This is a genomic window from Paenibacillus sp. FJAT-27812 (genome assembly GCF_001273905.1).
Lineage (GTDB): Bacteria > Bacillota > Bacilli > Paenibacillales > Paenibacillaceae > Pristimantibacillus.
Map to the genome: position 1 here is coordinate 6,425,455 of NZ_LIGH01000001.1, position 24,888 is coordinate 6,450,342.

Here is a 24,888-nt window from a genome sequence, read left to right on the forward strand (position 1 = left end):
AAGCGGGTAATTTACACCCACCGTTGAATAGTATGTTCGTAATTAACCAGCTCAGATGGCGTGAAGTACATGGCGATCTCCCGCTCAGCGTTAGCAACGGAATCCGAGCCATGAATGAGATTAAAGTTCGTATGTACAGCAAAGTCTGAACGAATCGTTCCGGGACTTGCATCGACAGAATCCGTTTTGCCGATTAGTGCGCGAGTGAGCGCGATGACGTTATCGCCTTGCCATACCATCGCAAATACCGGACCGGATGTGATGAATTCAAGCAGCGGCTCATAAAACACTTTGCCCTTGTGCTCTTCATAGTGGCGCTCCGCCAGCTCCTTATTGATCAAAATAAATTTGGCTGCTGACAGCTGCAGTCCCTTTCTTTCAAACCTTGACACGATTTCGCCAATTAAGCCCCGCTGAACGCCATCTGGTTTAATCATCAGAAAAGTTCTTTCCATCTACATCCATTCCTTTCGAATTCGCATATTTAATAATTACGTTTGCCAATAAAGTGCGCGAGATCGATCAAGTTCTTTTTCGCTGCAACGTTCGGTAATCCCTCTAATGCTTGCAGAGCTTTTTTTATATACCGATTCGCGAGCTGGTCAGCGAGCTGTCCGCCATCGCTTTTACGGATCAATTCAATGGCGCGCCCCGCATCCTTTTGGCCTCCATGCTCCCTGATGGATGCGATCTCTTTTAACAGAGAATCACGTATGCTCAGGTCCTGGAGAGCAAGCAATACCGGAAGCGTAATGTTGCCTTGACGCATATCGGAGCCTGGCGGCTTTCCGATCTGTTTCTCGGTCCCATAGAGATCAAGCAAATCGTCTCCGATCTGAAATGCCATGCCTACATTGTAGCCATAACGGTACAGACGGTTCGCAGTTTTACTGTCGGCGTTCGCTGCAATAGCGCCAAGCTGGCAGCTAATGGCGATGAGCAAAGCCGTTTTGCGCCTTATCCGCAGCAGGTAGTTGCGGATCGTTTGCTCGGTATTAAAGAAATCGCGAATCTGCTCCATCTCACCAATGCACATCTGTACGAGCGCATTTGATAAAATTTGATGGATCAGTGGATTGGGCAGCTGAGCTGCAATCGTTAACGCTTTGCCATGGATAAAATCACCCGTGTACATCGCTATGCGATTGTCCCACTTGGATTTAACGGTTAGCTGGCCGCGCCTAGTTTCCGCATCGTCAATGACATCATCGTGCACGAGTGAAGCCATATGTATAAGTTCAAGAGGTACTGCGATCCGTTTCATCACATCAAGCCGATAATCGCCAAACTTGCCGGCAAGCAGGACGAAAACGGGTCTGATCCGTTTCCCTCCGGCTTTCAGCAAGTGCAAAGAAGCTTCGCCGAGCAGCAAATGGTCATCTGACACACTTCGCTCCAGCTCCTGCTCGATCTGATTTAGGTCGCCTTTCATCTTTGCATACAAGTCTAGTAGTTTCATTCTTTCACCTATTGGGCAGATTGGTCTTCAAAAAAAGTAAGCTCCACGTCATTCGGCAGCAGTCCTAACTGCTTCGAATAATCGAAATATAACTTAAGTCCTTCTTGCAGCTTGCTCCCAAAATCATATTGAAGCGAATGAAAGTACATCTCCCAGTATGTCGATACTCCCCCAAGCTGTGAACATGCTTGTTCAATTAGTGGACCAAGATGAGCCTTATTATACTGTTTGCTCGCAATTAACGTCTTATATACAGCATGAACGGCTTCAGGCGCGGATAAAGCCGCTTCCTTGCGTGCCGCAACAACGGCATAAGTCATTCCAAGACCCGTCCATTCATTCCACAATTGCCCCAAGTCAATGACATGAAGCCCGTGGTCTCGCCAAGAGGCTTGAATCGCCGGATCGCCGATAATAAGCGCCGCATCGGCTGTCTCAAGCATACGATCAAGCTCGGGTGCTGCGGTAAAATAAGTGGGATTGCAATCAAAATGCAAAGCCATCATTATTTTGAGCAAATTGACTGAAGTTGCCGATGTGGTCGTTACGGCAATTCGTTCAGGCCGTTTGCGTTCAATGGGCTCCTTCAAGAACAAGAGGATCGAGTTTACCGCTCCAACAGAGCCTACCGATAATTCCGGCAAAAGTACATAGTCATTTGCGTTTTGTCCATAAGAGAAGGACGATATTGCTGATATATCCAGTTCACCAACCTGAAGCATTCGGTTTAATTCAGAAGGTACACGCTTAATCACTTCAAAGCTGTCCCGATCAGCTCGCTCCTCGAACTGATGGAATAGCGGCCAAGCATTCGCGTAATCAATTCTTCCAATGGTGATTGGGCGATTATTCATGCCCATTCTGCTCATCTCCCCATCTTCTGTACAAATCATGGTCGATAGCCATATTGTCAAGCACTTTACCGACCAGAAAATCAATCATTTCATCCATCGACTGCGGTTTGTAATAAAAAGCCGGCATTGCCGGAATCATTCGAACGCCAAGGCGAGCGAGCGTCAGCATGTTCTCAAGATGAATCGCGTGAAGCGGCGTCTCTCTCGGTACGATCAACAGCTTCCGATTCTCCTTTAACATAACGTCCGCAGCTCTAGTCATCAAATCATCGGAAATGCCGTGCGAGATTGAGGCAAGCGTCCCCATCGAGCACGGCACAATAACCATTCCTTGTACGCGGTAAGAGCCGCTTGCTATGCTTGCGCCAATATCCGCATTCGGATGGAACACAAGCCTTTTCGTCGCGATAGCCTCGCCGAAGCGCGCCTCAAGAGCTGCGGAGCGACGTGTCGTCTCCCAGCCAAGCTCTTCCTTCAGCACCCTCCAGCCTGCTTCAGTAACGACTAGATGAACCTCATAGTTCATTTCAAGCAGCACCTCGATAAGCCTAATGCCATAAATCGAGCCGCTTGCGCCTGTAATGCCGACCACCCAACGATTCGTCCAATTCGATGGGCTGGCAGCCATGTTAGCTTCTACCATTCGTGAATAACGAGCAAATCAACGATTGTAAACAAAAACAGCACGACGCTAAGGGTACCATTCATACCGAAAAATGCCGTTTGGACCCGTGACAGATCGTTTGGACGAACGAGCCAGTGCTGATAAAACAATAAGGAAATCGATATTAACGTCCCAAGCAGATACATCCAGCTTAAGTCCGTGAGCCAAAACAACGTAACAAAGCCGATTGCCGTCACCATATGCAGGGCACGCGCGATCCATAGTGCGCCTGCGATGCCAAAGCGAGCCGGAATCGAATGCAAACCAACGTTTCGGTCATACTCAAAATCTTGGGTAGCATAGATGATGTCAAACCCTGCGATCCATAGCGCTACTGTTATATACAATAGCCATGCAGCCAAATCAAAGCCGCCCGTAATCGCTACCCAGCCGCCAAGAGGCGAAAGCGCAATCGTAAATCCAAGAAAGATATGGCATAACCATGTAAAACGCTTCGTATAAGAATATAAGACAAGCATGACTACCGCAATAGGCATGAGCTTAAGAGCGATAGGCTCCAAATTAGCGCTTGCTACGAACAGCAGAACGAATGAAACGATAATAAACAATAAAACCTCCGCGGATTTCAGCAGTCCGGCCGGAAGCGCCCTCTTCTCCGTTCTTGGGTTGCGCAGGTCAATCGCTTTATCGATTAGACGGTTGAGGCTCATTGCCGCGCTGCGGGCGCCGAACATCGCAAGCGTAATCCAGCCGATCTCAGCCCAGGAAGGAAGCCGCTGCTCCATCATCACCGCCCCTAGAATAGCGCCCATAAAAGCGAAAGGCAATGCAAAAACGGTGTGTTCAAACTTAATCATTTCTAAAATAATGCGTAATTTGCGAATCATTGCTATTTCTTCTCCTTTGTCCCCATATGCAGCGCAGCTACTCCGCCGGTCAGAGGATATGCCTTCACCTGATCAAGACCCGCATCTTCAAACAGCTCAGCAAGCTGTTGTCGACCGGGGAACATTTTAAGCGATTCCGGCAGCCATTTGTACTCTTGGAAGCTCTTGGCTACAAGCTTGCCCATTTGCGGCAATATACGCTCGAAATATAAGTTGTACATCGCTTTGAAAGGCTGCCAGGTAGGTTTGGATACCTCTAGGCATACGACTAGCCCGCCAGGCTTAACAACGCGCTGCATTTCCTTTAAAACCTGCAAGTAGTCGGGCACGTTGCGAAGGCCAAAACCAATCGTCACATAATCGAAGGAGCTATCCGCGAAGGGAAGGCTCATCGCATTTCCTTGCACTAATTTAATTTGCTTATTCAGGCCAAGCTTTTCAATTTTGAGGGCTCCGACATCGAGCATGTTTTGGCTAAAATCTAGGCCGACAACTTCCCCGGTTCCGCTTGCTTCCGCCAGCGCGATCGTCCAATCACAAGTTCCGCAGCAAAGATCCAGCGCGGTTTGTCCTGATTTTACGTTCATTTTCTTCATCGTAAACTTCCGCCAAGCCTTATGGCGGCGAAAGCTGATGAGGTCGTTCATCAAATCGTATTTTGGAGCAATTCTTTCAAATACGCCATGCACATGGCTTTTGGAGTTCGAATCCATCTCTAAAGTCACCTCGTCTCGTTGAGCGCAGGCGTGTAACCGGGCTTTTCGTATAACAGAGCATCGACGATAGAAGTCAATTCACCGAGCAACTTGTCCGATTCCAGCTCTCCAGCTAAAGCCACCACGGCATCCGCTGACTGCTTCAGCTTCGTTGTAAGCTGGCTGCGCACCTTGTATTTTTGTGCCAAACTGTTAACAAATGCAGCATCTTGCATGCGCGAAGATAGCTGCTGCCGCTCATCGTCGGTTCCCTCCTGCATGAGATGCCAGTAGGCCCAGCTCTTATCAAGCCGAGCCGAACTCTCCAAACGGGCTAACTCTTCGCGCAAAACCTCGCAGCGGCTAACGCCGAGCAGAATCTCGGACCAGGCCTGCGCAAGCGTTCCCTCAAGCACGCCCGAGAAAATGTGAAACAAGGTGCTTCTAATCTGCACTGTGCAGCTCAAATAATCTTCTGCGGTTATTTTGAGCTGCCTCATCCGGACATATAAATTCACTTTCAGCCTGTTGACCTCGGAAACCGCGCTGCTGATTTTGGATATCATGTCAATTTGGCCGGCCTGCGCAAGCAATTGATAAAAAGTCGCGCTAAAATAATCGCCGGCCAGCACCTTAAGCTGTCTTGACCGCATCTCCGGCTCAGAGCGCTGTTCTTGCTCCGTATCGATCAAATCATGCGTATCCATCCCTAGCTGAACGAGAGATACGACAAGCGTATAGAGCTCGCTGTTTGACTTTAAGGACTGCTGCTCATTTAGGAATACATGGAGCAATCGCAGCCTTGCGTCCGGTAAGTCAGGTAGCGCCGTATGCGCTTTAATCATGTCATATTCTACATACTTTTGAGCTATTTCAGGTATACGGTATGTTTTCATGGGGGAAGCCTCCGAACAGAGAAGCGCAAATCGCCGCTCAATAATCTAAACTATTATAGCACAACTTTTTCTAAAGAGCATACGATTCAACCTGCGTGTTCAACAAATTGCAACATCCATCACAGCTAATGCTGCGAAATAGACGAAGGCTTTACTGTAAACCCAGATACTGGCCCGAACCGCTCTTCCCAAGCAGAGGTAAAGCTGACCCGCAGCCTGTTTCGCCACAGCTCGTCATGTACGGGATCGGCCTCGGCAAGACCATTCAGCTCATGGATGAGCCATTCATCCGTCTTCCTCACGTCGACAGCGGCAAGCAGCGCTTCGCCGCTTTCCTTCTCCTCAACGATCCGTATGAGCACCCGCTTCACATTTTCGAGTTGAAGGAAGGATACGCGCACCAGCTTCTCCACGTCGGCAAACCAGACTGTCGGCCTGCCTTTGCTTGTGCTCACCCTTAGGTCAACGGACAAAATGCCATTGCTCCACTCCGCCTTATTCAATCGCTCGCTGAGCGAAATAGCCACAAGAACATCAACAAGATTGCTGTTGGTAAGCCTAACGGCCGGTGAAGCGCGAAAAACGGCTATATCATGGTCATTTGCTGAACGCTTTGACGCCATATGCGGCAGCCAGGTTAAGAATAAAGTGACAGCCAGAACCGACACGCATGCGGTTAGGAGTGGTTTTCCGATGTTCACCCTGCACCTCCAAATAGTCGCTCGTCCATAGAAAAAAGACTCATACTTCATTGTACGAGCGTTGGAGGTTGTTTATTCGGACAGGATCAGGCAAAAAAAAAGCAGGCTTCGCCTGCCCTGCACGTTTGTTGCTACTGATCGGTTTCCATCGTCCCGTATTTCGTCATGACGACCGCTTTACCCCGTATTTTAATAGCTGAAGTATGATCGGTAAATTGGCAAATTAATATTTCGTTTTTGTCCAGCTTTTCCGTATGATGAAATTTTGTGTCCAGTCCGCGTGTTAAACCGATGACTTGAACGCCCTGGTCCTTTGCTTTTATAACAATATACTCGCCATGTGTAGGCTCCATCATTATCCCTCCGCTTCCGAAATTGCAAACTATCCATGTGAATTATAGTGGAAGTACGACGTTTGTGCAATCTCTTCAGGCTTGCGGATGTGCAAAAAAACGCCCGAACGGCATTCCGTTCGAGCGTTGCTTGCTCAAAATATAATCATTTATAGGCTAGAGCCTTTTGTTCATGCTTATATTTTGCTGCGCTGCGGGCATTGCCGCCGATGATCGGCAGCAATCGCCGCTTACGCATTCCTATGCTTAATTGGATACAAGGTCCTTAAGTGATTTTCCTGGTTTAAAAGCAGGCGTTTTGCTAGCTGCGATCTCAATTGGATCTCCCGTTTGCGGGTTACGGCCTTTACGGGCTTGACGCTCGCGAACTTCGAAGTTACCAAATCCAACCAATTGCACTTTATCTCCGCTTTGCAAAGCATCGGAAATCGCATCGAAAACAGCATCAACCGCTTTCGTTGCATCTTTCTTCGAAAGATCAGTCAATTCAGCTACTTTAGTAATCAAATCTGTTTTGTTCATTGTTTCACCTCCTCCAAAGTGCTGCATCACATGATTTTGCTGTAAGCATATAAACTCTCATCTTATCCCTCTTATTAACGGAAAACTTCAAAAATATACCTTTTGACCGAACAAACCTATAGTAATACAGCCGTTTGCCAATTTCAAGTACTTAACGATCATTTCCTCCAAAACAAATAAGCCGCTCCCTGTTTGGCAGCGGCTTATTCGATATGCTAGATTCAGTTACCTACAGGATGATCGCGATCAATCCGCCGGAGCCCTCGTTGATGATGCGTCCAAGCGTCTCTTGCAGTTTGTAGCGCGCGTTGTCCGGCATCATCGCGATTTTGCCTTGAATGCCTTCTCGCACGATCGAGTGCAGGGAACGGCCGAATATATCAGACTCCCAAATCTTGATTGGATCATTCTCGAAGTCTTGCATTAAGTATCTAACCAGCTCTTCGCTTTGCTTCTCCGTGCCGATAATCGGAGCAAATTCCGATTCCACATCGACGCGGATCATATGGATGGACGGTGCTGTGGCCTTCAGTCTAACCCCAAAGCGTGAGCCTTGGCGAATTAGTTCCGGCTCGTCGAGTGCCATTTCCGCAAGTGACGGTGCCGCGATGCCGTATCCGGTCGTCTTGACCATCTCCAGCGCTTCGGCAAAGCGGTCGTACTCCCTTTTGGCATGAGAGAAGTCCTGCATCAGCTGCAGCAAATGATCCTTGCCCCGAATTTCCACGCCCACAACCTCCATGAGGATGCGGTCGTACAGCTCATCTGGCGCGTACAGGTCGATTTCGGCGACACCCTGCCCCATGTTCATTCCGCTGAGTCCGGCCCGTGCGATGAAATCATATTCCATGAACTGGGTTACGACGCGGTCGACATCCCGCAGTCTGCGAATATCTTTTACCGTATCGCGAACGGAGCTTTCGTAGTTGGTGCGGAGCCAGTGATTGTCGTTCAGCACCATTACCCAGCTTGGCAGGTTGACATTCACTTCATGCACGGGGAATTCGTAGAGCACTTCCCGCAGTACTGAGATAACTTCCTCTTCGCCCATTGTCGCTACGCTAAGCGTCATTACCGGAATATCGTATTTCGCCTGCAGCTCGCTGCGCAGTTGAAGCGCTTCTTCACTCTTAGGCCGAGTGGAGTTGATGACGAGCACAAACGGCTTGCCGACTTCCTTCAGCTCGTTAATGACACGTTCTTCAGCTACAACGTAGGAGTTGCGCGGAATTTCTGCGATCGAACCGTCTGTTGTGACAACAACACCGAGTGTAGAATGCTCTTGGATAACTTTGCGTGTTCCAATCTCAGCCGCTTCTTGGAAAGGAATCGGCTCATCGAACCAAGGAGTCGTAATCATGCGCGGACCATTTTCGTCCTCATAGCCTTTCGCGCCCTCAACTGCGTATCCGACGCAATCGACCAGTCTCACGTTTACCTCAAGTCCATCGGTAACCCTGAGCTGAACCGCTTGATTCGGCACAAATTTAGGCTCTGTTGTCATAATCGTCTTGCCTGCGGCGCTTTGAGGAAGTTCGTCAATGGCTCTCACACGGTCTGATTCGTTAGCGATGTTCGGAAGTACAACCGTCTCCATAAACCGTTTGATAAACGTTGATTTGCCCGTCCGGACAGCCCCGACAACCCCGAGGTAAATATCCCCGCCGGTTCTTTCGGCTATATCCTTGAAAATATCTACTTTCTCCACTGAATATCCCCTCCCAATTGATTTTTCCGGTTCGCCGCCATCCACCGGTCAATAGGGCAGGCCAGCGACGCAACTCGTACATGCTTTTTGGACTAGTAACATCATATGTGCAAGCTTTCCGATTATGACGATTCCTTCTGCGAAATCTTTTTTCCCTCGTCTGCGAGCTTCCCTTCCAAGATTGAAATATATGAGATTAAAAGCGTATCTATGACCGCAATAGGCAAAAAAAATCCTCTCCAAGACGAGTTGTCTGGGAAAGGAAATGGCGTAACTATAGATAAAATCTGGCTTGTCCTACTGCTGCACGGCCTGTGGCTCATTATTTACCAATCGATAAGCCGGCGCTTTGACAGGCACAAAATCGCTTCCATCCACTAACAGCGTCCGCAAATCAAAATTTTCATCGTAATCGGATTTTCCGCTTTTTTGAACGAATTGCATGACATCGATTCCGTAATCGGAGTAAACGACGCCATTCTCATCGACTAAGGCTTGAATCGACTGGCCGGAGAAAACGCTGCGAATAACCGGCGCTTCCTTCTTCATGCTTTTGTAATCGATTTGATAATAACCGGGATACATTTGCTCCCCTTTTGGAAGCACGCTATTTGCTTGGATAAACGCCTTCACCCAGCTCTGGATATCGTTAATTTTTTGGAAGGCCAAAATGTCGAGCAGCTTAACCCGAGGCTTAGTCTCTTCATCAATGACAAGGAAGCTGTAGTTGCCGCCGTTTTCAAATGCGGCAGTAGGGATGTCGGTCAGATAGCCTGTCCGGTTAAGCTTTAAGAAATCAACTTGAAATTTTTCATACTTTGGCGTTTCGGCTGTGCTATTTTTGATGGGCAGCATACCCGTCTCCGCTTGATATTGGTCGATTGCAGCTTGCACATTTCTTATCGCCTCTTTTGGCGCCACTTTATTTTGCTTCAACTGATCCTTAGGATATAAGCAGCCAGATAAAGAAAGCAGCATAATGATTAAAGCAACAAACACCGACAGTTGACGCGTGTGACGGCGCAGCTCGCCCTTAAAAATATGATTCATGTCCTTCCTCCTCAAAGATTTGCTGCGCAAAGCTTCAGCGCGATTCATGAGTTAAAGCTTTGCGCAACAAACCTGTATCGTAAGCGTTGTCACCATAAACTTCCGTCTTCCTCCGCTTGCCGGGCGAGCTGGCGCGCGACGGCTGCACGGAGCGGATCGAGCGGAATCTCCACCTCTACCTTGCCTGCCACTTTTGCTTGGCAGGACAGCCTTACATAGTCGCCATCTAAGCCGGATAGCTTATTTCTTTCATTATCTGCTATCGGCTGTAGCTCGCTTCCTGGCCTCACTGTGACCTTGCACATGAAACAGGCAGCTTTGCCCCCGCAGCGTGTGCGAATCGGTATATTAGCGCGTCTGGCGGCGTCTAGCAGCGTCGTGCCGGGCTTCACCTTTATTTTGCGGCCAGAAGGCCAAAAAGTAACCTCTCCGTCCATTACAAGCCTCCAGCCTCTCGAACTGATATCAAATGATGAACGTTCTCCTTCGCTTCAGCAGTGAACGTATTGTTAGCTTCAACGGCTCTCAGGGCTGCTTCATGATTTTTAGGAGCTTCCGCAAATGCTTGGACGATCAGCTCAACCCGGTCCATCCGATTCCGAAGGTAGTTGAACCACAGCTCATGCGCAAGCGGAACGATCGGCACCGGACATTCCTGTTCATACAATTGAATGTGTTCGGCATGCGGAATAAGCAGCTCGCGAACCCTTGTTTCATAAAGATTGCCGGCAGCTTGCACCTGGAATCCGCCAACTAGCTCAACTTGCACGCCATGAATGAGAAAATGGCTCAAGGTGGAGCGGTACATATCCGTTACGCTTATTGCCGGCTCATCCACCGCAAATGCTCTAAGCGACTCATAAATGGGTGCAACATCCTCGTCATCGCAATAAATATCCAAATCCCGCGGCTTCGCTGGCAGCGGCAGCCCTCGCAGCATTAAGCTTGCGCTGCCGCCGACTACCCAATTCGCGTTGCATGATCCTGTGGCATCTATAAGGACAGCCAGCGCTTTATGAATGCGTTCATGTTCTGTCATCGCCGGCACATCCTCTTTCCGTATGGCGTAATGTAGCATTAGAAATATGGCTTGTTGGCGGCAGCAATCGTTGCATTATCCTGCTTGACAATGGCTTGGCAGCCAAGCCGGTAGCCCTCTTCGAATTCCTCCGGCTCAAGGCGGTCCCATTCCTCGTCCGTAATGCCTTCCAGCTGGTCCGCTCCTTCGGTTATCAGGCAGCGGCAGCGAGCGCAGGTTCCACGGGCGCAGGAAAAGCTCCAATCAACGTTATGCTTCAGCGCAAGATCAAGCAGCGACAAGCCTGCTTCCCCTTCTACTACAGCTGTTTTCGTTCTACCCTTCAATTCAATCATTGTATGTCAAAGTCTCCCTTTATGTTAGCTTATTCGAGTCTCGTATGTAAGATAGGCTAGATAATTGAAATAAGCCCGCAAATAAATCCGATTATGAGGACGATAAAGGCAATCAGCGAAAGAACAAATTTCAGAACGCCTTTTGTTTTCAAACGGGCAAACGTAATTAAAAGGGCCGCAATCGCCATCATTCCAATGCCGAACAGCGAAACCCACATTTTTGTCATTGCATCCATAGTAATCCCATTCTCCTAATCTATATCATAATGAATTCTCACCCATTATAACATCGCTCAAAAAAAAGGACAAAAGCTGACAAGGTACTGCACCGAATCCGAAAATTCGGAAGCACCCCTAGCTTTTGCCGTTAAGCTTTATTTTTTGATCATCATTTTCATGAGTGTTTCCATGCTGCTTGCGCTCATGCCGCTGGCCTTGACTGCTTTCACGATATCGTTGACCGTCGATTCGGTAACCTTGACCTTAGCCATATCCGACACCTGCTTGATCAGCTTGCGCAGTTCGGCTTCGTCTTGCATTGTTTCTGCAGTAACGCCGCTGGCAAGCTTTTTGACCGAGCTTTCCGTAATGTTCTTGCCGGTTTTTTTGTTGATCGAACTAAGAATGTCTTTGGAAAAGTCCTTCGCCATGCCCTACACCTCCAGGATGCGCTAGTGTCTTGCTCCATGCATCATATGAGGTGAATGTAGGTTTGGTGTAGGCGCTGGTCCTTAGCCTATCTCTTCGATTTCATGCGTGCGAAGACGTCCCATTAGATGCTCGACAGCCGTTCGCGGCGCTTTATTCGCGAATAAAACCTCGTACAGCTGGAACGTAATCGGCATTTCTACGTTATGCTGCTTCGCAAGGTCAAAGGCAGCGCGAGTTGTCCGAACGCCTTCAACGACCATTCCCATTCGGCTTAGCACCTCATCAAGAGACGTTCCGTCAGCCAGCATGTATCCCGCGCGCCAGTTGCGGCTATGCTTGCTTGTGCAAGTAACGACGAGATCGCCAACGCCGGCCAGGCCGGCAAAGGTAAGCGGATTCGCCCCCATGGCTGCTCCCAATCTGCCGATCTCAGCCAGGCCGCGAGTAAGAAGCGCCGCCTTGGCATTATCGCCGAACTGAAGACCGTCAGAGAGACCGGCTCCAAGCGCAATAATGTTTTTGATCGCGCCTGCAACCTCCACTCCCACGACATCAACATTTGTGTAAACGCGGAAATGCGTATTCATGAGCGCATCCTGCGCTTGCTCAGCCGCTTGATTGTCAGCGGATGCGACAACAACCGTAGTCGGCTGCTTCAAGATGACTTCTTCCGCATGGCTTGGTCCTGACAGCACAACAAGCTGCTCGAGCGGACGGTTAAGCTCTTCGGAGAGAACGGTTGTCATCCGCTTCAGCGTATCGGTTTCAAAACCTTTTGTTGCATGAACGACAAGCGTGTCGCTGTGCAAGTGAGGCGCTGCTTGCCTTGCTACCTCGCGCATGGCCCCCGATGGCGCCACGAACAAGGCAAGCTCGGCATCCTGCAGCGCATGTTTCATATCCGTCGTAGCATGGATTAGCTCCGGCAGCTTGACGCCAGGCAAAAACTTGCTGTTCACATGGTTTTGATTCATGTCATCCGCTTGCTCCGCATTCCGCGTCCACAGCCTCACATGATAGCCATTATTCGCGAGAACCGAGGCAAGCGCCGTTCCCCAACTGCCTGCAACTAACACTGCCGCAATTTTCGTCGTTGATGGATTACGTTTTGTCATGCGACGCTCACTATCCTTTCTTAGCCCCTAGCTTGTTCTCCGTTCCTTGGAACAGCTTTACGATATTCGTCCGATGGCGTACAAAAGCAAATATACAGATCAGAAGACTTGCACAAAGTAAAGGTACGGAAAAATAAAAGATAGAAATGAATAATGGCGTTAGCGCAGCAAACAATAACGAGCCGAGAGACACATACCTTGTTAATGCAATCGTTGCAATCGCAACGACACCTGCGCATAGAGCAGGTAAGAAAGCCAGCGTCGCGATAACGCCAACCGTAGTGGCAATCCCTTTGCCGCCCTTGAAGCGGAACCAAATAGGCCAGTTGTGCCCGATAATAGCCGCAAGACCGCAAATAACGGGAATCCAATCATTCTCGCCAAGAACGCGTCCGATCCATACAGCCGCAACGCCTTTGGCGATATCAAGAACAAATACGAGTATGCCCGGCCCTTTGCCGAGCACCCGCAATGTGTTCGTAGCGCCAGCGTTGCCGCTGCCATGCTGGCGTATATCAATCCCTTTGACCCATTTTGCAATAACGATACTAAATGAAACTGATCCCAGCAAATAGCTTAAAGCAACCGCGATTACTCCGTATAACAAGCTACTTCTCCCCTAATCTTCTTCGGACTTACGACGCGAGAATATTCGTATTGGCGTCCCTTCAAAATTAAATGCAGCACGAATCTTATTTTCCAAATATCGCTCATACGAGAAATGCATGATTTCCGGATCATTGACAAATACAACGATCGTCGGCGGTTTAGTGGCAACCTGCGTTACGTAGTTAATGCGCAGACGTTTGCCTTTGTCAGACGGCGGCGGGTTGATCGCCACAGCATCGGATACGACATCGTTAAGCAGATGCGTCTGAATGCGCATAGCATGCTGCTCGGATACGTGCTTGACGACAGGCAGCAGCTTTTGTAAGCGCTGTTTCGTCAAGGCAGATAGATAAACGATAGGCGCATACGACATAAACAAGAAATGATCGCGAATGTTTTGCGAGAAGTTTTGCATCGTTTTCTCGTCCTTTTCGACGACATCCCATTTGTTCACAACAAATATCGATGCTTTCCCTGCTTCATGAGCATAACCCGCGATGTGCTTGTCCTGCTCGATGATGCCCTCTTCGCCATTGATAAGCACAAGAACGACATCTGCGCGCTCGATTGCTTTCATCGCACGCATAACGCTGTACTTCTCCGTAGATTCATACACCTTGCCGCGCTTGCGCATACCAGCCGTATCGATCAGTACATAGCGCTGGCCGTCACGCTCGAACGGCGTATCAATCGCATCGCGCGTCGTACCCGCAACGTTGCTTACGATTACGCGATCTTCGCCAAGCAAAGCATTAACAAGCGATGATTTCCCGACATTCGGGCGTCCAATAAGGGCGACACGAATGACATCCTCATCGTAGCCGTCATCGGTAAGCTCAGGCAGAAGCTCTACTGCTGCATCAAGCAAATCACCGATTCCGAGTCCATGGGAGCCGGATATCGCGATTGGCTGACCAAAGCCTAGACCATAGAACTCATAAACTTCATCCATACGGCCTTCATTGTCCACTTTATTAACGGCCAATACGACAGGCTTGCCAGAACGGAACAGCATTTGAGCCACTTCATCATCCGCATGCGTCAAGCCTGTTTTCGCATCGGCCATAAAGATAATCACGTCTGCCTCTTCAATAGCCAGCTCAGCCTGCATACGGACAGATTTCATAATTTCATCTTCACCATCAATTTCAATACCGCCGGTATCGATGATGCTGAACGATTTTCCATTCCATTCTCCGGTGCCATAAAGCCTGTCACGAGTGACTCCCGGTTTATCCTCAACAATTGCTAGACGGTCGCCGATTACCCGATTGAAAATGGTGGACTTACCCACATTCGGACGACCGACAATAGCGATAACGGGTCTTGCCATAGTTTGTTTTCCACTCCTTCAAAAATACTCACGATAACCATCATAGCAAAAAAGTACGTTCTTGGCTAACTTTTCATATTATCGATGATTGACCAATATAATTGTGCCATTCTTCAAATCATGTGCGCTTGCATCCAAAATCTTCTCCAAAAGAAAGGATGTTTCCTCTAATTTGTGTTCGTTTTCCGCAATGAAAATAGGCGCTCCTCCCCCAACGGATTCTGCTTTCAAGGAAACTACAGCTACAATATTAGCCATTCTCGCCCGCCTCCTTCTTGTTCACAGATGCTTCTGATGGCATGCGAACAGCCGATTCCAAGATTGGCACACGCAAAATAACTTCCTTGCCTTTTTTGGAATCAAGCTCCTGCGGCAAAATAAATACGGCTAACCGGCCGTCCTTCATATCGAGCTTCGCCATCGGTATTAGCGCAGGCTCCCCGTCGTCTCGATACACGCCAAGAATGGTTGCCAAATCATAAAGGATAGCTTGGCGCTGGCCCAGGTTGCTGAGCGTAACCTTTCCGTTTGAATTGTGTGGAGTCAATATAAATCCCATGCCTCGCGCTGCAATTATTTCTTGATTTGATTTCAAGCCCACGTTCATAATATAAACGTCTCCGACAAACAAGTCCGGCCCATCTATTTTTACCTGGGCTGCTTGTACATCAGCTATATGAGATACGGCTTTTCCTGATTTTAGTTTCTCAACAATAATAAGTGAAATAATTCCGGCTAATATGCCGATCCAAATATTCACTAATATCCCAAATAAGCTTGTAAGCAGCGCCGTCATGATGACCAAGTAATTCCGCCCCTCAAACACCATGGCAATCCCTTCTATATAAGTTGAGCCTCGCCCTACCAGCTCCATGCTGTCTATTTTGGTTAACGTTTCACGTTCCATCTTCCGGACATCTCTAAACTGCTGTGCCGCAAGCGTCAAAAAAGTTATCGCCGTGTAGTCCTTGTTAAACAAAGCCGGAACCGCCACAGCCCCGAGTGCCGCAGCTATTACCCCCAATGAAATATGGATGATCTGGCCATGCGGGTATGTCGGATACTGTCGATAATCCGTTCTGAGCATGAGCAAGCGTGAAAGGATGCCAAAAGCGATGCCAAGAAGCACGCCTACCAAATATTTATTTTCGACGAGAAAATGCTGCATTATGAAGGACGTCCCCCTTTGATTTGCATGAGCATAAGGCTTAGCTTTGATGTGCCTATCCTAATCGTTTTAAGCAGCAGGCTGAACAGCCTTGCCGCAGCAAGGGCAATCCAAAAGCTGTCCCACCAAGATAATGACCCAAGGTGTGCCGTATACGCTCCAGATTGCAAATGGGCATTTAACGTTTCGCCGAGTACGGCCCCCCATACGAGCATGCCGAATTGATGCTTCGCTTGAGAGGTAAATGCGCCGCAAAATATTCCGGTGAGCAGCGGTGCGTCCCAGCTCGGACCTACCCAATGGAAAATAGGATCGAAGCTGTATATCTTTCGAATGAAACCCCAAATTACGGCTATCATCATCGTGCACAAAATCAAATAGCCGATATAACTCCAATCGTCCGAGCCTTTGTAAGACAGCAAGCTGACTAGCATGAGAAAGCAAACACTGACATGAAGCTCGACCTGAATATGTTCGGAGAATGGCGACCACCATATCGACAAACTTAGCAGCAAAACCATCACGATACCAAGAATCGCCAGCGTACGACGACTTATTTCCGGTGCAAGATAGGGCTTCCACCCCGTCGCGATCAGGATGAACAAAATAAGAACAATCCATAACGACATAAATCCAGGATTCACGTTATATCACCTCTTGTAACCCCTATTATGCACCAAAAAAAAGGAGCTATTCCTGCGATGGTTCGCAGGAATAGCTCCTTTGTGTATGAAAATTAGTTTATTTAAGGTTTTTCAGCTTGTCGCCGAAACGCTCAGCCAGCGAGTAGCTCATGCTCTCGTTGCTCAAGCTTACGTTCGGATTGTCGATTTTCTCGATTTTTGGCGAACGTGGAGCTCTTTCTGGTCTAGCGCTAGGAGCAGCTTGCTCAGGCGCTTCTTCTGTTTCTTTGATGCTTAGGCTAACGCGTTTCTCAGCTGGGTTGAAATCAAGAACTTTCGCTTGAACTTCTTGCCCTTCTTGAAGAACTTCGTTAGGCGTTGCAATGTGACGGTGCGCGATTTGCGAGATGTGAACAAGGCCTTCAACGCCAGGAGCGATTTCAACAAAAGCTCCAAAAGGAACGATGCGGCGAACAGTACCCGTTACGATATCGCCAATTGCGAATTGGCTTCCAGCAGAATCCCAAGGACCTGGTTGAGCGGCTTTCAAGCTAAGGCTGATTTTGCCAGCTGCCGGATCAACTTTAAGCACTTTAACGCGAACTGCTTGGCCTTCAGCTACAACATCCTTCGGATGTGCAACATGCTGCCATGAAAGCTCAGATACGTGAACAAGGCCATCAATGCCACCGATATCAACGAAAGCGCCGAACGGTGTAAGGCGTTGAACTGTACCGTCAAGCTCTTGACCTACTTCAAGCGCTGCGATTACTTGCTTCTTGCTTTGCTCGAACTCAGCGTCAAGCACTTCTTTTTGGGACAAGATTACTTTGTTGTTCTCACGGTCGATTTCTTTAACCTTCACGCGAAGCGTGCGGCCTTTGTAATCGGAGAAATCTTCAACAAAGTGGCGTTCTACCATAGATGCCGGAATAAATCCGCGTACACCCACGTCAGCTACAAGACCGCCTTTAACAACGTCGGCAACGGCAACTTCAAATACTTCGCCGCTCTCAAAGCGTTGTTGCAATGTATCCCAAGCTTTTTCGCCATCAACTTGACGTTTCGAGAGAACAAGCTTCTCTTTCTCGTCGTCGATGCTTACTACTTTAAGCTCAACCTCTTGACCGATTTGAACAGCGTCCGTAGCGTTTTCGATCTGCACAGCAGAAAGCTCACGAATTGGAATAACACCGTCATATTTATATCCAAGGCTTACATAAGCTTGGTTATCTTCGATTTTGACGATCGTACCTTTAACGGAATCGCCTTTTTTCAAAGACACGAAATTATCCAAAGCGTCTTGGCTTACTTCTTCCGCCACGGATTCTTGCACATTAGTTTCTTCTGACATTGAAATAACCTCCTCAGTTCATACCCCAACTTTATTTAAATCCGCTATCGCCTAGAGCGTAAGCAGCATTTAAAACATAAATTAACGATTGTTTGCAGCAAGCTCGCGAATGCGAGCCATAATGGCGTCTGTTACTTGCTCAAGCATATCTGGCGATGATTCTTCAATAATTGCTGTAAGATCGATAGGCTTGCCATAACAAACGACCACCTTGCTAAATGGTCTATACTTTCCGATGATCGCAACGGGAACAATCGCTGCGCCGCTTCGAATAGCAATCATAGCAGCGCCTTTCTTGGCCGCTCCTGACTGATTGTTTCGCGAGCCTTCTGGAAAAATGCCCATCACATTGCCTTCCTTCAGCATCGTGATTGAAGACTTGATCGCGTCCTTGCTCACGCCGCCGCGCTTGACCGGAAATGCGCCGAACGAGCGAAGGAGAGGTCCGAAGACAGGAATTTTAAACAATTCCTCTTTGGCCATAAAATGCACCTTGCGCTTTACCTTGACGCCTACAGTAGGAGGATCAAAGTTGCTAAGATGATTCGAGGCGAGGACGACTGGGCCGGTGGCTGGAATATTTTCCGTGCCTCTAGCTTCCAATCGGAATAGCAGCGTGTAAATAACACGCAGGATAAAACGGAAAAACAGATATGACATAGTTTACTTCGCCTCCGCCATTTTGGTTCGGCTTAATTTCACAATTGCGGCAATTACTTCGTCAATTGTCATGGCGGTGCTGTCGAGAACAACCGCGTCAGATGCACAGATCAGCGGTGAAATATCACGTTGCTCGTCCAAACGATCACGTTCGGCAATCTCGGCTTCCAATTGCGCAAGCGTAATAGATTGGCTGTCCACTATTTCACGGTAACGGCGAAGTGCCCGTTCCTTAACGGATGCGGTTAGAAAAATTTTCAGTTCCGCGTTAGGCAGTACGTGCGAACCAATATCCCGGCCGTCCATGACGACGCCCTTGCGTTCCGCAAGCTTGCGCTGCATGACCCCGAGAACTTCACGTACCGTTTCGTTCGCTGCAAAGTAGGACACCTGAAGCGTCACCTCGCGCGAGCGAATCAATGCGGTTACATTTTCTCCATTCACGAATACCGACTGACCTTGCTCGCCTGGCTCAAGCTCAATCTCTAAGGATCTTACTAGTTCAGCTAGTTTGGCAGTTTGCTCTACCGATACTCCTGCTTGCTGCGCGCACAGCGTTACTGCGCGATACATAGAGCCCGTATCGATATACACATAACCTAGCTGCTCGGCGACTTTTCGCGCAACCGTGCTCTTGCCCGCGCCTGCCGGCCCGTCAATGGCAATGTTCATGCGGTCGCTGTCACCTTCGTGTTGCACCACCTAAGGTCAACCCCCTTTTAGTAGAGACGGCTGGCCGAATGCATGTAAGAATGCGACGCAAACCTCTCAAGAAAAAAGCAGGCTTTGCCTGCGAACGTGAAAATTATACCACACTATAGACACAGATGCAAAAGCCGGTCGTCAGTTCAAGCGGGTTCCTTCCCACTGATCTACGCCCGTTAACCAATGCCGAACGGTATTATTTTGCAAAGCTGCTTGCGAGCAAACCAATAAAATAACAAGCCCAATAATGATTTTCCGCAGCACGCCGCTCACTTCCTCCGTCAGCTTTAGCATTTGCTTGCGGCTTCTTTTTTGTCGAAATATATGTTTCAGCACATGGCTTCCTCCCTGCCTATTTCAGGGTAGTTTTCCATGTTTGATAAAACTTATTCATCGATTGCGATATTCCAGCTGCTTCTCAAAGCAATAACGGATAACCTTCTGCCGCTCTGAGTCATTAATGCTGGCATATTTAATCATCGCCTGCTTCCTGCCGGATTCAAGCTCGACAACTCGTACAACTTCTCCCTGAAAAAAAGCATGCTCAATTGATCCGTTTTTGAAAGGAACAAGGAGCCAGCATTCCAGCAGCTGCTCAGGCACAAGCTGCCATTTGCCGTTGCAAATAAACGAAATGCCTCCTCCGCCGACATCGTCGGTCTCGCACACAAATCTTACGTGATTCGACATTTTAACCGCAATTTCAAGCTCCGCCGGAACGCGCAGAAAACTTCTGCGCTGCACCTTCGTAATCCGGTCTGGCTCCGGTTTGCGAATTTTGATCAGCTTGACGCCATCCTCCATAAAACCGAGTACATGCGAATCAAAATAATGTTTGATACCGTCCGCGGATACAAAAAACACGGAAAGCTCGTCGCCAAGAAAAAGCCGCTTGTAACGCCCTGATTTCTCATTAATCGGAATCTCTATCAGTAAGCCGTCCCCTTGCTCATCGGCAATTCGAGACTTATATTCAATCGATGCTTCCTCTTCGTCCGAAGAAGCGATTTGATAATGAAGCATTTGATTCACTTTAGGCAACAAATTGGCTCCCCCCTATTTACATGCATTATAACACGTCGATTTGAGGGGAGCCATATCGTTATTTGTCAGAAGCTACCTTGGTATCGTTTGGAGTCATTTCCTCAATTGATTCTTCTACGCCAGTCTCCGAGTTTATATACACGCGGTAAAGTGAACCGTTGATTTTTCCCGTATATTCGTAGCACAGCACTTCTTCGCCCAATTCATTAAGAATCAGCGCCAATTGCTCCGTTTGGACTTTCATTTCCGGATTTAACGCTTTGCGCGCATCGGGCTTTGAAATAATCGGGCTGGGCAGGTTGCGCTTATGATGCTCATAAACATAATCATTGGCTTGCAAGCCTACTGTTTCACCATCATCAAGTGCGACCTTTACCGTCAGCTTATCCGGGTAAATGAGTACCCCGCTCTGCATGCTCACATAGGTGAACGCACCCATGTTTTTGAACATATCATAACTTACGGCTTTCATATCGGAGAAACCATGTTTATCAAGGAAAGATTCCGCATTGGCCTGTGCCTTCGCCAGATCAACCTTTTTCTCTCCAATATCGCGCGGATTCATAAACCAAATGAGCTTCCCGCCCTTTTGCGTAAAATCCATCTGCAGCTTTTTCTTATTGCCCTCATTCACTGTAGCCGAAAAGGAGGCATATTCCGTTCCCTTCGCGTTTTCGACAACACGAATCTCGGCATTTTTGGCATCAGTAAATTTGGCTGCGAGCTTTTTGACTTCCTCTGCGGTTACCAATTTTCCGCTCAGCATGTTGATCGTGCGCTTTTGATACATGCTGCTGACCGATGGGCCCCAATTGATTTCAGGATATTCGCTTACCTTCTTGTCAACCGACTTGAAACCGTCAATGATGACATTGTCATTGTTCGATTTCTCGGAGGCTAGAGCGATTTCAACGTCCATCCAGCGCAAATGGTTCGCTAGCACATCTTTTTGCATGCCGGCCAAACTCTTTGAAATTTCCTCTGAACTTGCATAGAGCGTCTTCATCGTTTTGAATTCATCAGGCGTAAGCGGCTGCTTAGATAAATCGCGAACCGCTGTCTTGTACGAGAAGTTAGCGATTCTCGACAAGAAATCTCCCGCTTCATTGAAAGGAAGCAGCGTAAGCGGAAGCTGGTTAATCTCGTTTTGTGCTTGGCTAGTTAGACGCCAAACGTTGACAAGCCCTTTACGGTGATAACTTTGCGAGGTGGAGTTAACAGCGAGCGTATTGCCTAGCTGTTTGTGCAGCTGCTCGACATGGTAAGTTAAGTCGTGAAACGCACGTTGATATTGATTTTCGGCTTTTATCAATATCGAGTTTTTTTCTTGATGCTCTTGATAGCCCCAGTAAGTAGCGCCGATAAAAAGCAGGGACATAATCGGAAATAGGATCGAGCTGAGTCGATGGTACATAATACAAAAGCTCCTTTCTTGTGCAAAACCTGGTTTTAGTTTGGTTTGCCCAAGGGAGCTTTATGCATCCATCTATTTAATTGTCATAGCAGCTTTCATTTTCTTTAAAATACACTATGCTCTTCGATATCCAGATCGTTTGCGTTATTGCAAATGCATTGCTTAAAACCGGTATCTATCGAGCCTTTGTCTCTTCGTCCGCGCAGTACAAACTTCTCTCCGCACACGTTGCACCGGATTGTAACCTTAATCCTTGCAGCCTCCATATGCTCCTCCTCAGCCATTATTCGAATGCCGTCATTTCAGGCATTTCTATATAATGTAAGTATGGACGGATCAGCTACAGTTTAATCTCATCCTCGCGGACAAGAAAACGAAAGGGAGAACGGGAAGTTGCGTGATTCATTTTGCGCAGGCCCCATACCCATAACACGATCATAAACGGAATGATAAACCACATCCAATTGGTGCGTACCGTTATCATAATCCAATCGTAAGTGCCGTGCAGCAAGACCGGAAGCAGCAAAGATATGGCTATAAAATACTTGCTCGTATGCTTAGGGGCGAACTTCGCTTTACCTAAGTAATAGCCCATCATAATGCCGAATAAGGCATGGCCGGACACCGGCAGCAGCGCCCTTACGAGCAGCGTGCCGAAGGTAGCCGGCGAATAGATCGCGTAAAGGACATTCTCGAGAGTGGCGAAGCCAAGCGAAATCGATGCTGCGTACACTATTCCATCGTAAGGCTCGTCAAACTCGGTATGGTTATAGATGACGTGATACAAAACAAACCATTTCACAAACTCCTCGACGCCTGCCGATTCGCCAAATGCAAACCAGACCGAATGCTCCCCCAGCCACAGCTGCATGCCGCGCTGGATAACCATTATAGGAACGACGACTAGCATGCCGAGCACAAACATTCTGGCAACCATATGGATCGGCTCCGCTTCATAGCGGTCCCTTAAATATAAATAAGTAAGCAGCGAAACGCCTGGCGCAACGGCCGCAGTCAAAACAGAAAACAAAAGCATTTCGTCCCTACTTTCTCACACCCAGCCGCGATAGCGAACAGCCTCGGCCATTTTGCGCACGCCAGCCATGTAAGCGGCAAGACGCATATCGACTTTACGGGTGCGGTGTATTTCGTACACGTGGTTGAAGCCTCGGACCATCATAAGCTTCAGCTTATCATCAACCTCTTGCTCATCCCAGTAGTAGCCTTGATTATTTTGCACCCATTCAAAATAGGATACGATTACGCCGCCGCTGCTCGCAAGCACATCGGGAATCAGCAATACCCCTCTTTCGGACAAAATACGCGTAGCTTCAAGCGTAGTTGGCCCATTCGCTGCCTCCACGACGATTGATGCACGAATACGCGCGGCATTCTGATCCGTAATCTGATTCTCGATTGCCGCAGGCACAAGCACGTCGCAATCAAGCTCTAACAACTCTGAATTCGTTATCGTCTGCGTAAATAAATTGGTCACATTGCCAAAGGAATCTCGACGATCCAGCAAATATTCAATATCGAGCCCTTCTTCATTATACAATGCTCCGTTCACATCGGAAATACCTATTACTCTCGCACCGGCTTCATGCATGAATTTGGCAAGGTAGCTGCCCGCATTTCCAAAGCCCTGAATGACGATGCGCGCGTTTTTCAGCTCTATCCCTTTTATGCGCAGCGCCTCATGAATCATGATGACAACGCCTCGCGCCGTCGCGGTCTCCCTTCCTTTGGAGCCGCCTAGAACTAGCGGCTTGCCGGTAATGAAGCCAGGCGAATCAAATTCGCGGATACGGCTGTACTCGTCCATCATCCATGCCATGATTTGCGAATTCGTCATCACATCCGGCGCTGGAATATCCTTGCTCGGACCAACAATTTGGCTGACAGCTCGTACATATCCTCTGCTGAGCCGCTCCAGCTCGCGGAAAGACATCGTCCTTGGGTCACAAATGACGCCGCCCTTGCCGCCGCCGTAAGGCAGGTCCGCTATTCCGCATTTCAAGCTCATCCAAATGGATAACGCCTTAACCTCATTTTCCGATACGGCAGGATGAAAGCGCACGCCGCCCTTCGTAGGCCCCACCGCATCATTATGCTGGGAGCGGTATCCTGTAAATACCTTCGTTGTGCCATCGTCCATCCTTACGGGAATACGTACGGTCAGAAGCCTCATCGGCTCCTTCAATAGGTCAATCATATCCTGATCATAGCCAAGTCTTCGCAGCGCTTGCTCAATTACGATTTGAGTAGATTGCAATACATCGTTTGCTTCTTTATCACTCATTACTCCACCGCCTTTGTCTACATCTAATATGAACGCCTTTACCCTACTGTATTCCCTTTTTCAAGACAGTTAACATACAAGAAGAGCATCTTACAGACAAGATTCAGCCTGCAGATGCTCTTAGCATGTTCGTTCGCTTAAAATTTAAAATGATTACAAATTTCCCGAACCGCTGATTCAGGCATAATCACTTTCCCATATTCTTCAAGCATAGCGTAGGTAACTGAAGTAGCTTCCCCATACTCTGCAAGCAATGCGATAACAGCGTTGTGCCTGGAAGCATCGATTAGAGCAGGCTCTAACGCTAATATATACTTGCCATTATAGGAATACAAACGTCCGTCTTCGGTGAGTGTGGAGCTTTGCAATTGCTTGCATACCGATATGACATCCTCAAATTCTCGGAAGGAATACATAACCACATCGCTTTGCTCAAGCGTCACTTCCATCTCATATATTTCGTCTTCCGTGTCGTCATCTTCGGTTGCCCGATCTCCTGCATGACTGTTCATTTTGCCACGGGTGACAATCACTACCATACCTTGTGCGGGGAGGGCAAACACTTCGACCGCTAATGGGCCGCTGGCATCGAATCCAAGTTCACTATATGCTTGATCCATCATTTCACTGAATAGTTCGTGTACTTTTGGAATTTCGCGCCACATGTCGTCCTTCTGGATCCCCCGTTCCAGCAGGTCGTCGAACGTCAGGAAAATCCGTATCTTATCCTGGCTCAGTCGTTCGATTTTCATGACAGGATCCTCCTCTGCAGCATCTGTTGTAATA

Annotated in this window: 32 protein-coding genes and 1 pseudogene; all 33 read right to left on the reverse strand. The window is 48.3% G+C overall.

Annotation, left to right across the window (positions count from 1 at the left end; genetic code table 11):
• Positions 1–11: 11 nt before the first annotated feature.
• The gene (gene ndk, locus ADU23_RS27415; protein WP_053376660.1) at positions 12–455 is read right to left on the reverse strand and encodes a nucleoside-diphosphate kinase; all 444 of its coding nucleotides are present in this window, start codon (positions 453–455) and stop codon (positions 12–14) included.
• Between the two features lie 29 nt (positions 456–484).
• On the reverse strand, positions 485–1,459 hold the full coding sequence (locus tag ADU23_RS27420) for a polyprenyl synthetase family protein (RefSeq protein ID WP_053376661.1): 975 nt from the start codon (positions 1,457–1,459) through the stop codon (positions 485–487).
• A gap of 8 nt (positions 1,460–1,467) precedes the next feature.
• Complete coding sequence (locus ADU23_RS27425; RefSeq protein WP_053376662.1) at positions 1,468–2,319, reverse strand: menaquinone biosynthetic enzyme MqnA/MqnD family protein; 852 nt, start codon at positions 2,317–2,319, stop codon at positions 1,468–1,470.
• Positions 2,306–2,941, reverse strand: a complete 636-nt coding sequence (locus tag ADU23_RS27430; RefSeq protein WP_053376663.1) for a UbiX family flavin prenyltransferase — start codon at positions 2,939–2,941, stop codon at positions 2,306–2,308. The genes ADU23_RS27425 and ADU23_RS27430 overlap by 14 nt, the downstream gene beginning before the upstream one ends.
• An 8-nt stretch (positions 2,942–2,949) precedes the next feature.
• Positions 2,950–3,825 (reverse strand): UbiA-like polyprenyltransferase, encoded by an 876-nt coding sequence (locus ADU23_RS27435; protein ID WP_053376664.1) that lies wholly within the window; start codon positions 3,823–3,825, stop codon positions 2,950–2,952.
• 2 nt (positions 3,826–3,827) lie between these two features.
• A complete protein-coding gene (locus tag ADU23_RS27440) occupies positions 3,828–4,538 on the reverse strand; it encodes a demethylmenaquinone methyltransferase (RefSeq protein WP_053376665.1) in 711 nt (236 codons plus the stop codon).
• Positions 4,539–4,546: 8 nt separating this feature from the next.
• Positions 4,547–5,416: a heptaprenyl diphosphate synthase component 1 gene (locus ADU23_RS27445; protein WP_053376666.1), complete on the reverse strand. Its 870-nt coding sequence runs from the start codon at positions 5,414–5,416 to the stop codon at positions 4,547–4,549.
• A 125-nt stretch (positions 5,417–5,541) separates the two neighbouring features.
• The gene (locus ADU23_RS27450) at positions 5,542–6,117 is read right to left on the reverse strand and encodes a hypothetical protein (protein WP_053376667.1); all 576 of its coding nucleotides are present in this window, start codon (positions 6,115–6,117) and stop codon (positions 5,542–5,544) included.
• Between the two features lie 131 nt (positions 6,118–6,248).
• Positions 6,249–6,470, reverse strand: coding sequence for a trp RNA-binding attenuation protein MtrB (gene mtrB / locus ADU23_RS27455; RefSeq protein ID WP_053376668.1), 222 nt, complete (start codon positions 6,468–6,470; stop codon positions 6,249–6,251).
• Positions 6,471–6,716: 246 nt separating this feature from the next.
• Positions 6,717–6,992 (reverse strand): HU family DNA-binding protein, encoded by a 276-nt coding sequence (locus tag ADU23_RS27460; protein ID WP_053376669.1) that lies wholly within the window; start codon positions 6,990–6,992, stop codon positions 6,717–6,719.
• Positions 6,993–7,221: 229 nt separating this feature from the next.
• A complete protein-coding gene (spoIVA, locus tag ADU23_RS27465) occupies positions 7,222–8,700 on the reverse strand; it encodes a stage IV sporulation protein A (RefSeq protein WP_053376670.1) in 1,479 nt (492 codons plus the stop codon).
• Positions 8,701–8,997: 297 nt separating this feature from the next.
• A complete protein-coding gene (locus ADU23_RS27470; RefSeq protein WP_053376671.1) occupies positions 8,998–9,750 on the reverse strand; it encodes a DUF3939 domain-containing protein in 753 nt (250 codons plus the stop codon).
• Positions 9,751–9,839: 89 nt separating this feature from the next.
• Entirely contained in the window at positions 9,840–10,187 is a 348-nt protein-coding gene (locus ADU23_RS27475) for a 2Fe-2S iron-sulfur cluster-binding protein (protein WP_053376672.1), read from the reverse strand.
• Positions 10,187–10,789 carry a hypothetical protein gene (locus ADU23_RS27480; RefSeq protein WP_053376673.1) on the reverse strand — a complete coding sequence of 201 codons (603 nt, stop codon included), beginning with the start codon at positions 10,787–10,789 and terminating at the stop codon, positions 10,187–10,189. The genes ADU23_RS27475 and ADU23_RS27480 overlap by 1 nt, the downstream gene beginning before the upstream one ends.
• 38 nt (positions 10,790–10,827) lie before the next feature.
• Positions 10,828–11,124: a 2Fe-2S iron-sulfur cluster-binding protein gene (locus ADU23_RS27485; RefSeq protein WP_053376674.1), complete on the reverse strand. Its 297-nt coding sequence runs from the start codon at positions 11,122–11,124 to the stop codon at positions 10,828–10,830.
• Positions 11,125–11,180: 56 nt separating this feature from the next.
• Positions 11,181–11,360 carry a DUF2768 family protein gene (locus ADU23_RS27490; RefSeq protein WP_053376675.1) on the reverse strand — a complete coding sequence of 60 codons (180 nt, stop codon included), beginning with the start codon at positions 11,358–11,360 and terminating at the stop codon, positions 11,181–11,183.
• Positions 11,361–11,498: 138 nt separating this feature from the next.
• Positions 11,499–11,774 (reverse strand): stage VI sporulation protein F, encoded by a 276-nt coding sequence (locus ADU23_RS27495; protein WP_053376676.1) that lies wholly within the window; start codon positions 11,772–11,774, stop codon positions 11,499–11,501.
• A gap of 81 nt (positions 11,775–11,855) precedes the next feature.
• Positions 11,856–12,890, reverse strand: a complete 1,035-nt coding sequence (locus ADU23_RS27500) for an NAD(P)H-dependent glycerol-3-phosphate dehydrogenase (RefSeq protein ID WP_053376677.1) — start codon at positions 12,888–12,890, stop codon at positions 11,856–11,858.
• 10 nt (positions 12,891–12,900) lie between these two features.
• Positions 12,901–13,497, reverse strand: a complete 597-nt coding sequence (gene plsY, locus ADU23_RS27505) for a glycerol-3-phosphate 1-O-acyltransferase PlsY (RefSeq protein ID WP_053376678.1) — start codon at positions 13,495–13,497, stop codon at positions 12,901–12,903.
• 12 nt (positions 13,498–13,509) lie between these two features.
• Positions 13,510–14,832, reverse strand: coding sequence for a ribosome biogenesis GTPase Der (gene der, locus ADU23_RS27510; RefSeq protein ID WP_053376679.1), 1,323 nt, complete (start codon positions 14,830–14,832; stop codon positions 13,510–13,512).
• A gap of 78 nt (positions 14,833–14,910) precedes the next feature.
• Positions 14,911–15,090, reverse strand: coding sequence for a capping complex subunit for YIEGIA (locus ADU23_RS27515; protein ID WP_053376680.1), 180 nt, complete (start codon positions 15,088–15,090; stop codon positions 14,911–14,913).
• A gap of 91 nt (positions 15,091–15,181) precedes the next feature.
• Positions 15,182–16,000, reverse strand: a pseudogene (locus ADU23_RS27520) (YIEGIA family protein); the annotation flags it as partial.
• Entirely contained in the window at positions 16,000–16,644 is a 645-nt protein-coding gene (locus tag ADU23_RS27525) for a YphA family membrane protein (RefSeq protein WP_053376682.1), read from the reverse strand. The gene ADU23_RS27525 and the pseudogene ADU23_RS27520, both read right to left, overlap by 1 nt.
• A 97-nt stretch (positions 16,645–16,741) precedes the next feature.
• A complete protein-coding gene (rpsA, locus tag ADU23_RS27530) occupies positions 16,742–17,977 on the reverse strand; it encodes a 30S ribosomal protein S1 (protein WP_053376683.1) in 1,236 nt (411 codons plus the stop codon).
• 81 nt (positions 17,978–18,058) lie between these two features.
• Complete coding sequence (locus ADU23_RS27535; RefSeq protein WP_053376684.1) at positions 18,059–18,637, reverse strand: lysophospholipid acyltransferase family protein; 579 nt, start codon at positions 18,635–18,637, stop codon at positions 18,059–18,061.
• Between the two features lie 3 nt (positions 18,638–18,640).
• Positions 18,641–19,309 carry a (d)CMP kinase gene (gene cmk / locus ADU23_RS27540; RefSeq protein WP_053377856.1) on the reverse strand — a complete coding sequence of 223 codons (669 nt, stop codon included), beginning with the start codon at positions 19,307–19,309 and terminating at the stop codon, positions 18,641–18,643.
• A 171-nt stretch (positions 19,310–19,480) separates the two neighbouring features.
• The gene (locus ADU23_RS27545) at positions 19,481–19,678 is read right to left on the reverse strand and encodes a hypothetical protein (RefSeq protein ID WP_053376685.1); all 198 of its coding nucleotides are present in this window, start codon (positions 19,676–19,678) and stop codon (positions 19,481–19,483) included.
• Between the two features lie 54 nt (positions 19,679–19,732).
• Positions 19,733–20,386: a flagellar brake protein gene (locus ADU23_RS27550; RefSeq protein ID WP_053376686.1), complete on the reverse strand. Its 654-nt coding sequence runs from the start codon at positions 20,384–20,386 to the stop codon at positions 19,733–19,735.
• Positions 20,387–20,444: 58 nt separating this feature from the next.
• Positions 20,445–21,800 (reverse strand): germination protein YpeB, encoded by a 1,356-nt coding sequence (gene ypeB, locus ADU23_RS27555; protein ID WP_053376687.1) that lies wholly within the window; start codon positions 21,798–21,800, stop codon positions 20,445–20,447.
• A 104-nt stretch (positions 21,801–21,904) separates the two neighbouring features.
• The gene (locus ADU23_RS33360) at positions 21,905–22,066 is read right to left on the reverse strand and encodes a hypothetical protein (protein WP_176707684.1); all 162 of its coding nucleotides are present in this window, start codon (positions 22,064–22,066) and stop codon (positions 21,905–21,907) included.
• A 74-nt stretch (positions 22,067–22,140) separates the two neighbouring features.
• The gene (gene prsW, locus ADU23_RS27560) at positions 22,141–22,836 is read right to left on the reverse strand and encodes a glutamic-type intramembrane protease PrsW (protein WP_053376688.1); all 696 of its coding nucleotides are present in this window, start codon (positions 22,834–22,836) and stop codon (positions 22,141–22,143) included.
• Positions 22,837–22,851: 15 nt separating this feature from the next.
• Positions 22,852–24,102, reverse strand: a complete 1,251-nt coding sequence (locus ADU23_RS27565) for a Glu/Leu/Phe/Val family dehydrogenase (protein WP_053376689.1) — start codon at positions 24,100–24,102, stop codon at positions 22,852–22,854.
• A gap of 137 nt (positions 24,103–24,239) precedes the next feature.
• The gene (locus ADU23_RS27570) at positions 24,240–24,854 is read right to left on the reverse strand and encodes a genetic competence negative regulator (RefSeq protein WP_053376690.1); all 615 of its coding nucleotides are present in this window, start codon (positions 24,852–24,854) and stop codon (positions 24,240–24,242) included.
• Positions 24,855–24,888 lie beyond the last annotated feature (34 nt).